General features: G+C 60.5%; 5 protein-coding genes and 1 pseudogene. All 6 read right to left on the minus strand.

Annotated elements, in window-relative coordinates:
- Positions 1 to 977, minus strand: a 977-nt coding sequence (locus tag HA43_RS17980) for an iron chelate uptake ABC transporter family permease subunit (protein WP_139803630.1), incomplete at its 3' end; no start/stop codon positions are given.
- Positions 977 to 1,855, minus strand: coding sequence for a Fe(3+)-hydroxamate ABC transporter substrate-binding protein FhuD (gene fhuD, locus HA43_RS17985; protein WP_094112285.1), 879 nt, complete (start codon positions 1,853 to 1,855; stop codon positions 977 to 979). The genes HA43_RS17980 and fhuD, both read right to left, overlap by 1 nt.
- 9 nt (positions 1,856 to 1,864) lie before the next feature.
- The gene (gene fhuC / locus HA43_RS17990) at positions 1,865 to 2,659 is read right to left on the minus strand and encodes a Fe3+-hydroxamate ABC transporter ATP-binding protein FhuC (protein WP_039382680.1); all 795 of its coding nucleotides are present in this window, start codon (positions 2,657 to 2,659) and stop codon (positions 1,865 to 1,867) included.
- 43 nt (positions 2,660 to 2,702) lie between these two features.
- The gene (gene fhuA / locus HA43_RS17995) at positions 2,703 to 4,898 is read right to left on the minus strand and encodes a ferrichrome porin FhuA (RefSeq protein WP_094112286.1); all 2,196 of its coding nucleotides are present in this window, start codon (positions 4,896 to 4,898) and stop codon (positions 2,703 to 2,705) included.
- 210 nt (positions 4,899 to 5,108) lie between these two features.
- On the minus strand, positions 5,109 to 7,664 hold the full coding sequence (gene mrcB / locus HA43_RS18000; RefSeq protein WP_094112287.1) for a bifunctional glycosyl transferase/transpeptidase: 2,556 nt from the start codon (positions 7,662 to 7,664) through the stop codon (positions 5,109 to 5,111).
- A gap of 97 nt (positions 7,665 to 7,761) precedes the next feature.
- Positions 7,762 to 8,877: pseudogene (locus HA43_RS18005) on the minus strand (ATP-dependent helicase C-terminal domain-containing protein); the annotation flags it as partial.

Here is an 8,877-nt window from a genome sequence, read left to right on the forward strand (position 1 = left end):
CGCAGCCGCGGCAGCAGCCACAGCAGCAGCAGCACCCCGGTCAGCGCCGTCGCCGTGCCGGTCGAAATCTCACGCCAGTACACCGTGAGCAACTGCACCGACTGATCGGCCAGCCACAGCAGCAGTGCACCAATCAGCGGAGCCAGCAGAATGCGGCTGAGCAGCCGCCGCGCACCCAGCATTTTTGCCAGCAGCGGCGCAAATAGCCCAATAAAACCGATAATGCCGGCAATGTTCACCAGCTGCGCGCTGAGCAGAATTGCCAGCGCCAGCGCGGCAACGCGTGCGATGGAAAGCGACAGGCCAAGATTTTTTGCCACGCCATCATCCAGTCCCATCAGCGTCAGCGGACGCAGCAGCGCCAGCGTCAGCACAAACGCCAGCAGCAGCCGGGGCCAGAGCAGCGCCACGTTGTGCCCGTCGAGCTGATTAAGCGCCCCGGTGCTCCAGAGGAACATATTCTGCAGCTGATCGTGATTAAAGATAGCAAAGACCTGATTGACCGCGCCGGCATACAGGCTCAGAACCAGTCCGGCGAGGATCAGCGTCACCGGTGAAAGCCGTCTGCCCCACGCCACGCCAAACACCAGCACGCCGACCAGCAGCGCACCACCTGTCGCCGCAAACTGCTGCGTAAGCTCACCACCCGGCAGCTGCCACAGCGTGGCAACGGTAATGCCCAGCTGAGCGCCGGAGGAGATACCCAGCGTGGCAGGCTCTGCCAGCGGATTACGCAGCACCTGCTGAAACAGCAGGCCCGCCAGTCCCAGTCCGGCGCCGAGCAGCAGCGCCAGTGCCAGACGCGGCAGCAGACTGTAGTGAAAGACCATCTGGCGAATCGCATCGATATCGGGCGTGAAAAACGCCTGCGGCCACTGTGCCAGCGGCAGCGCGTTCTGCAGGTTGATAAAGGTCAGCAGCAGAGCGATAGCAAATATTGCGCTCAGCAGCGCGGCGGGAAAAAGAGAGATACGCATTAACGGGGCTCCAGCGCGCTTTCCAGCACGCGTACAAATCGCAGGGCTGCCAGCGTGGCACCGTAATACCATACGGCCGGTACGCGCCGGAAGCGGCCAGCACGCACAAACGGCAATGCCTGCCACAGCGCGGTGCGGGTCACCTGCTGCATATCGCGCTGATTATCGTGGTCAAAGCAGAGCACCTCAACGTTACCCACTTCAGCCAGCCGCTCCAGGCCGATGACCGCGCTGCCCCAGTAGCTGGTTTCACCCTGCCAGGCACTGGTAAGACCGAGCCGCTGCATGACATCCAGAAACAGGCTGTTCTGCCCGAAAACAATGGCGTGCCGGCTGTCGAGCAGCGACATCAGCAGGATTGGTCGTCCGGCCCATCCCTGCAGGCGCACCCGTGCCGCCGCCAGCTGCTGTCCGGTCTCCTGCAGATGCTGCTCCGCCTGCGCCTCGCGTCCAATGTGCGCGCCCAGCTGCCGCAGCGAGTGTTGCGCGGCGCTGAACGGCTTGCCGTCGCCGCTGTGAAGCGAAAAACCCAGCGTCGGGGCGATATGCTGCAGCGTTTCTGCTGACGGACCAAAGCCGCTGTAGTACAGGATCAGTGAGGGATCCAGCTGCGTCATCAGCTCCAGATTAGGTTCACCACGCAGGCCAAGATCGACGGTGCTGGCAGGCAGCGGCGGCTCGCCAACCCAGATATTGTAGTTGTGTACATCCGCCACGCCGAGCGGTGCCACGCCCAGCGCCATCAGCAGTTCAGCTGAGAGCCACTCCAGCGCCAGAATGCGTGAATTGTCCGGCACGGCAGCACGCAGCGGCGCGCACTGCATAAGCGGCGAGAGCGCCAGCGCCGTCAGCAGACGACGACGGGTCAGTGAGATCATCCCTGCTCCTCAGCGAACAAAACTGACGGGCGCGCCGCCCTGCGGGTGCGGCAGTATGCCCATCGGAATACCGTAGATCGTGCCCAGCACGTCAGCCTGCATGATCGCCGCCGGTTCCCCTTCGGCGATAACCTCGCCCTGACGCAGCGCCACCAGCCTGTCGCAGTAGCGCGCCGCCATGTTGATATCGTGCAGCACGGCAATCACGGTGAGTCCGCGCTCGCGGCTCAGCCGCTGGATCAGCGCCAGCACCTCAACCTGATGCGCAATATCCAGCGCCGACGTCGGCTCATCCAGCAGCAGGCAGCGGCTATTTTGCGCCACCAGCATCGCCAGCCAGGCGCGCTGACGCTCGCCGCCGGAGAGGCTATCCACCAGACGGCCGGCAAAGGGTTTCAGCCCCACCAGCGCAATCGCCTCCTCAACCCGGTTGCGATCTTCCGCGCCGTAACGTCCCAGCGCACCGTGCCACGGATAGCGCCCCATCGCCGTCAGTTCGCGCACCGTCATGCCTTCTGCCGCAGGCAGCTGCTGAGGCAGATAGGCCACCTGACGTGCAAACGCTTTGCTGTTCCAGTGCGCCACCGGTTCGCCATTCAGCAGCACTTCTCCTGCCGTCGCAGCATGATGGCGCCCCAGCATTTTCAGCAGGGTCGATTTTCCCGAGCCGTTATGGCCAATCAGTGCGGTCACTTTTCCCGGTGTAAACGTAAGCGACAGCGGATGCAGCAGCGTGCGCCCCGGCACGTGAAAGCTGGCACTATCCAGCGCAAAAGTGGTTTCGGCGTAGTGCGAATGCAGCATGGTACTCCCTGGCTACCGGGCGCAGCGCGCCCGGATATCAGTCTCAGAAACGGAAGGTAGCGGTACCCACGATACGGCGCTCAGCGCCCCAGTAGCAGGCGTAGTCGCGGTAGCAGCTGGCGACGTAGTCACGATTGAACAGATTGTTGACGTTGACGCCCACAGTCGAACCCGGCAGGCCGAAGCGACCCAGGTCGTACTTCAGCGCGGCGTCTACCGTGGTGTAAGCGGCGACATCGAAGTTCTGGTTCACGTTGCTACCGCTGGCATACAATCCTTTGCTTTCACCGACGTAACGCACACCGGCACCGATAGTTACGCCCGATAGCGCCGTGTCATGGAAGGTGTAGTCGCCCCACAGCGATGCCATGTGTTTCGGCACCTGCACCGGCGTGCGGCCTTTCAGCAAGTTATCTTCGGTGTATTCCGCATCGGTATAAGAGTAAGCCGCCGTCAGGTTGATGCTGGCGTTCACCGCGGCTTTCGCTTCCAGCTCCACGCCGCGTGAACGGATTTCGCCGCTCTGCACGCTAAACTGCGGATTATCAGGATCGGCCGTCAGGTTTTTGGTTTTGGTGAGCTGATACACAGCGGCCGTCATAACAATCGGACGATCTTTCGGCACATATTTTACGCCTGCCTCATACTGCTTAGCGCGTGAAGGATCGAACGCCTGACCGTTCCCTGTCGCACCAGCATTCGGGATGAACGCTTCGCTATAGCTGAAGTAAGGTGCAATACCATTATCGAATACGTAGTTAACCCCGCCGCGCCAGGTAAATGCCTGATCATTCTGACGGTCTACGGAATTTTCCACCCGATCGGTAACGGAGTTCATCGCGTAATCGTAGCGGCCACCGAGTGTTAACACCCAGCGGTTCCATTCCATTTGATCCTGCGCATACAGGCCAGTCTGGCGCTGCTGATTTAAATGCTGATAAGGATTGGTATAAGGGGTATAGCTGTCATCACCATATTGCGGATTGAATGGGCTAAGACCACTGGCGACACCAAACTGACCATCAATGTCGTTACGGGTGCGCTGGAAATCAACGCCCAGCAGCAAGGTATGAGCTAAATCACCGGTAGCAAAGTTAGCCTGGGCCTGCGTATCAACCGCGAACTGGTTGAGTTTCTCTTTCGAGAATGCCGCATTACGGGTAATACGTTGATTATCAGGGTTATAACCGAAGCCATAAATGCTGCGGTAATCCGTACGCAGTTCGGCATAGCGCAGGTTCTGCCGCACCGTCCAGGTATCGCTGAAGCTATGCTCAACGCTGTACCCGACCATTTTGGTGTTGCGCGAAATCTTGTTGCTCTCTTCGCCTTCATCAAAATGGGTCGGCAGTTTGTAACTGCTGCCGTCCGGGCGGGTGATGCCCGCCACCGTGCCTTCGCGCGGCAGCCAGCCGTAATAGCCGGTTTCCGGTTCATTCTGGAAGTAAGTCAGCAGGTCAAAACGCGTATTTTCGTCCGGACGCCAGCTGAATGAAGGCGCAATGGTGTAGCGCTTCTCTTTGTTCATCGCCTGCTGCGCATCAGCGCTGCGCGCGAGGCCGGTCAGACGATAGCTGTAGACGCCTGCGTCATCGAGCGCGCCGCCGAAATCGAAACCGGTTGAGAACAGATTGTCATTGCCCATCTGGAACTGCACTTCACGCAGCGTCTCCTGCGTGGGGCGCTTGCTGACCAGCGCCACTACGCCGCCCGGATTACTTTTTCCATAGAGCACCGATACCGGGCCGCGCAGCAGCTCCGCACGCTCCAGGAACCAGGGATCGATGGCGAATTCTGAGTAGTTGTCGCCCTGCAGTTTCAGGCCATCCAGATACTGATTGGTGTTGGTTTCGCTGAAGCCGCGAATCGAGAGTGCATCAATCACGTCCGAACTGCCGCGGTTACCGGTCAGTACGCCAGGGGTATAGTTGAATGCCCCTTTAACGCTGGTGACGGCATGCATCGCCATCTCTTCCTGCGTCACCACCGAAACCGACTGCGGGTTTTTTTCAATCGGCGTATCGGTTTTGGTGCCGGTGGCGCTCTGCTTCGCCGCAATGGTCGGGGCCGGGCCCCAGGCGTTCTCCTGTGCCACCGTGCCGGTATCGGCAGCGGTGACAACAACAGTCTCTTCTGCCAGCGCCTGCGCGCTCAGCGTACCCAGTGTTAACGCAATGAATAAAGCCAGCGGGCGACGAGGCGTCAGCTCCGGCCGGAAAAAAGTAGTTCGCGCACTCATGAAGGAGTCTCTCAACAGATGAACAATGCGGGCGAATGAAAACGATAATGATTATCAGACGCAAAGATTCTAGGCGAAGCTGCGCGCGATCTGCAAGATGTAATCTGCGCGATTGCCGCAATTACTGCCCGATTGCAGCATCGATTGATCGCGGATAAAAAACCGGAGGCAAAAAAAAGGGCGCCGGAGCGCCCTGTATGAAGGGATGACTTATTTACTGCCGAACATATCTTTGATCCAGCCCGCCACGCCGTCAGAATCCTTTTGCTCATTCTGCGACTGTTGCTGCTGTTGCTGTTGCTGTTGCTGTTGCTGCTCAGGCTGCTGCTGCTGTTGCTGCTGGAACACCTGCTGCTGCTCCATCTGCTGCTGGCAGAGTGCGGCCGGATCCAGCGTCCAGACCGGCAGTGAACGCCAGGTACTGCTGCCAGATCCGCAGACGAAATTACCCGCAGAATCAACGTTCATCTGCGTGATATCCTCCGGCGGCGTCAGGACCAGCGGCATCGGCGCCTGATTATCGAGATAGCGACGGTAAATCTGCATCGCACCGCTGGAGCCATAGAGTTTCGACGTCTGGTTGTTATCACGTCCGACCCAGGTAATTGCCACTTCTTTACCGTCCACACCGGCAAACCAGCTGTCGATCAGATCGTTGGTGGTCCCGGTTTTGCCCGCCAGGTGCGCTTTCGGATAGCGTGCGCCCAGAGCATGGGCGGTACCGCGTTCCGCCACCTGCTGCATGGTATAGAGCGTCAGATAGGCCGCCTGAGCAGGCTCCACGCGCTGCGCCTGCGGAAAGCTCTGGAACAGAACCGAGCCATCTTCAGCGATGACCGAACGCACCGCCGACAGGTCAGCACGGTTGCCGCCGCTGGCGATCGACTGGAACGCCTGCGCCACTTCCACCGGCGTCAGGTTCAGCGCGCCCAGCAGCATCGCCGGCACCGGATGTAGCTGATCTTTCGACACGCCCAGTTTATTCCAGGTATCCACTACCGCATCCAGCCCCAGCGTCATGCCCAGATTAACCGTTGGCACGTTCATGGAGTTAGTCAGCGCATCCACCAGCATCACCTTGCCGCTGAAGCGACGATCGTCGTTCATTGGCTTCCAGACGCTGCCGTTGGGCTGCTTCAGCGCAATCGGTTCATCCGCGATCCAGCTGTTCAGCCGGTAGCTGTTGGGCTGACTCAGCGCGGTCAGATAGGTAGCCGGTTTCGCCAGCGAGCCGATAGAGCGGCGCGCCTGCAGCGCGCGGTTATAGCCGGCAAACTGCGGATCGGAACCGCCAACCATAGCACGCACTTCACCGCTGAAGCGGTCTACCACCACCATGGCGGTTTCCAGATCTTTCAGCCCGCGCTGTTTCTTCAGCGTGGGGATCCCCTCTTCTACCGCCTTTTCAGCCGCGTCCTGTGAAACCGGATCGAGCGTGGTGAAAATTTTCACGCCCGAGAGATCTTTTACCTTGTCGCCCAGCTTCGCCTGCAGCTCATTACGCACCATCTGCATAAAGGCGGGCTGCGGGGTGATCACGCCGCCTTTAGGCTGTACGCCCAGCGGACGCGCCGAGAGCATGTCATACAGCTCCTGGTCAATCACCTGCTGCTGCTGCAGCAGACGCAGCACCAGATTACGTCGCTCCAGCGCCAGCTTTGGATTCCGCCACGGGTTGTAGAGCGAGGCGCCTTTTACCATTCCGACCAGCATCGCCTGCTGATCGAGGCTGAGCTCATCAACCGGACGCCCGAAATAGTAGAGGCTGGCCAGCGGGAAGCCGCGGATCTGATCGTTACCGGCCTGACCGAGATAGACCTCATTGAGGTAGAGCTCAAGGATGCGATCTTTGCTGTAACGCGCATCCATGATCACCGCCATATAGGCTTCACGCGCTTTACGCCATAGTGAGCGCTCATTGGTCAGGAACAGGTTTTTAACCAGCTGCTGCGTCAGCGTACTGCCGCCCTGTACCGCTTTTCCGGCGGTGATGTTGGCCAGAAATGCACGGCCGATCGAGTAAGGGCTGATCCCGTCATGCTCATAGAAGTGACGATCTTCGGTCGCGATCAGCGTATCGACCAGCAGATCCGGGAAGCCGGCACGCGGCACAAACAGACGCTGTTCGCCGTTAGGCGACTGCAGCATGGTGATCAGGCGCGGATCGAGACGGAAGAAACCGAAGTCGCGCCCGGTATCGAGATTTTTAATACCGGAGAGCTCATCGTTGCTGAAGGTCAGACGCGCGTTGATCTGTCCCTCTTTGCTGTCAGGAAAATCAAACGGCCGGCGCAGCAGATCGATGGTATTGCCCTTGACGCTGAACTCGCCCGGACGCGTAATGCGCGACACTTCGCGATACTGCGTACCTTCCAGCAGCGCAATCATCTCTTTCTTATCATAGGCCATGCCAGGCTCAAGGCTGACCATGCGCCCGTAGACGGCGGCAGGCAGCTGCCAGACTTTACCATCAATACGGCTGCGGATCTCAGAGTCGAGATAGACGCCCCAGGCCGCCATCACAACAACAACAACGAGGAAGAGCTTAATGAGCCAGCCTAACCAGCGGCGCTTGCCGCGCTGCGGGCCTTTACCCCTTCCTTTACTTTTCGGTGGCACCGGAGCGCTCTCCTCATAATCTTCATCAATATCAGTTTGCCCGATGTGGCCATCAGGCTCTTTGCGGTGCCCGCGCCGCGCGGTAGTGCGCGGCGGCTTTGGCGCTTTTCCTTTGCGCCCAATAGGTTCGCGATCGTTCCCAGACATACTCTCTTCTCTCCAGGCATAGCGGTAGCTGCGGCCGTTACTCTAACTGCTTTCTCCCGCTGCGCATGGCAGAACCCTCTGAATTCGATCCACAGGGTTACGGGGAAAACTTTTTGGTGCGCCTTGTTGGCAGGGCGCTGGCCGGATCGTCCGGCCATGGATGTTTGGGGTAGCGCCCTTTCATCTCTTTCTGCACCTCGGGGTACGCGCCGCGCCAGAACGCCGCCAGATCGCGGGTGATCTGCAGCGGACGATGCGCCGGTGACAGCAGCTCCAGCACCAGCGGCACGCGGCCCTCAGCGATAGCCGGATTCTGCGCCTCGCCAAACATCTCCTGCAGGCGAACGGCCAGCGCGGGCGGATTCTCTGCGTGATAGCGGATGGGCAGGCGGCTTCCGGTCGGCACAGTGTAGTGAGTTGGCAGCGCACTATCCAGCCGCTGACGTTGCGACCATGTCAGCAAATGTAATAATGCCCGGCTGAGGTTAATGCCCTGCAGCCCTTTCAGATCGCGCACGCCCGTCATCTCAGGCAGTAACCAGCTTTCCAGTGTATCAAGCAATGCCGTATCGTCCAGCGGCGGCCACCCCTCTTCCGGCAACCACTGCGTCGCGCACTGCAGGCGCAGGCGCAGCTGCTCCGCTTCCGGCGTCCAGCCAGTACAGACAGGTCCTTTTCGCGTATCCAGCGCAGCATGGCGGGATGCAGAATGTCCGGCTCTGGTCGCGCCTGCGGCTGCGCGCTGAGCACCAGCGCGCCCAGCAGTTCGCGCTTCCAGGCGCGCAGCGTGCCTCTCTCCTCATCCCATTCCACGTCAACCCGGCGGGTAATGAGCTGCGGCAGCGCTGCCCGCAGCGCCGTCAGGTCCACCGGCAGCGCCAGCAGCATGCGTGCGTCCGCCGCGCCCGCCCCCTGCAGCAGCGCGGGCGCAATCAGGGCGGGATAGCGACTAAGGCCGTGATCCTCATCCAGCATGGCGCCGAGACCGTTTGCCAGCTGGTAGCGTGCGCTCTCGCCGCGCCGCTGCGCAATGCGGTCGGCAAAACCCGCCGCCAGCAGCAGCGGAATGCGATCGGCATCCACCCGTCCACCGCTGGCGTTCAGACGCTGCTGCCACTGCCGCGCCCGCCGCTGCCACTGCGGCTGGGGATGGTTCAGCGCGTCACGCAAATCGACGCTGCCGCCGCGCGGCGGATCTTCGAGAGTGGCCACC

Source organism: Pantoea eucrina, from assembly GCF_002095385.1.
Lineage (GTDB): Bacteria > Pseudomonadota > Gammaproteobacteria > Enterobacterales > Enterobacteriaceae > Pantoea > Pantoea eucrina.

Bases quoted from the DNA above. Each gene is read 5' to 3' on its own strand.
- fhuD (WP_094112285.1), bottom strand. From the start codon at position 1,855: ATGATCTCACTGACCCGTCGTCGTCTGCTGACGGCGCTGGCGCTCTCG.
- fhuA (WP_094112286.1), bottom strand. From the start codon at position 4,898: ATGAGTGCGCGAACTACTTTTTTCCGGCCGGAGCTGACGCCTCGTCGC.
- mrcB (WP_094112287.1), bottom strand. From the start codon at position 7,664: ATGTCTGGGAACGATCGCGAACCTATTGGGCGCAAAGGAAAAGCGCCA.
- fhuC (WP_039382680.1), bottom strand. From the start codon at position 2,659: ATGCTGCATTCGCACTACGCCGAAACCACTTTTGCGCTGGATAGTGCC.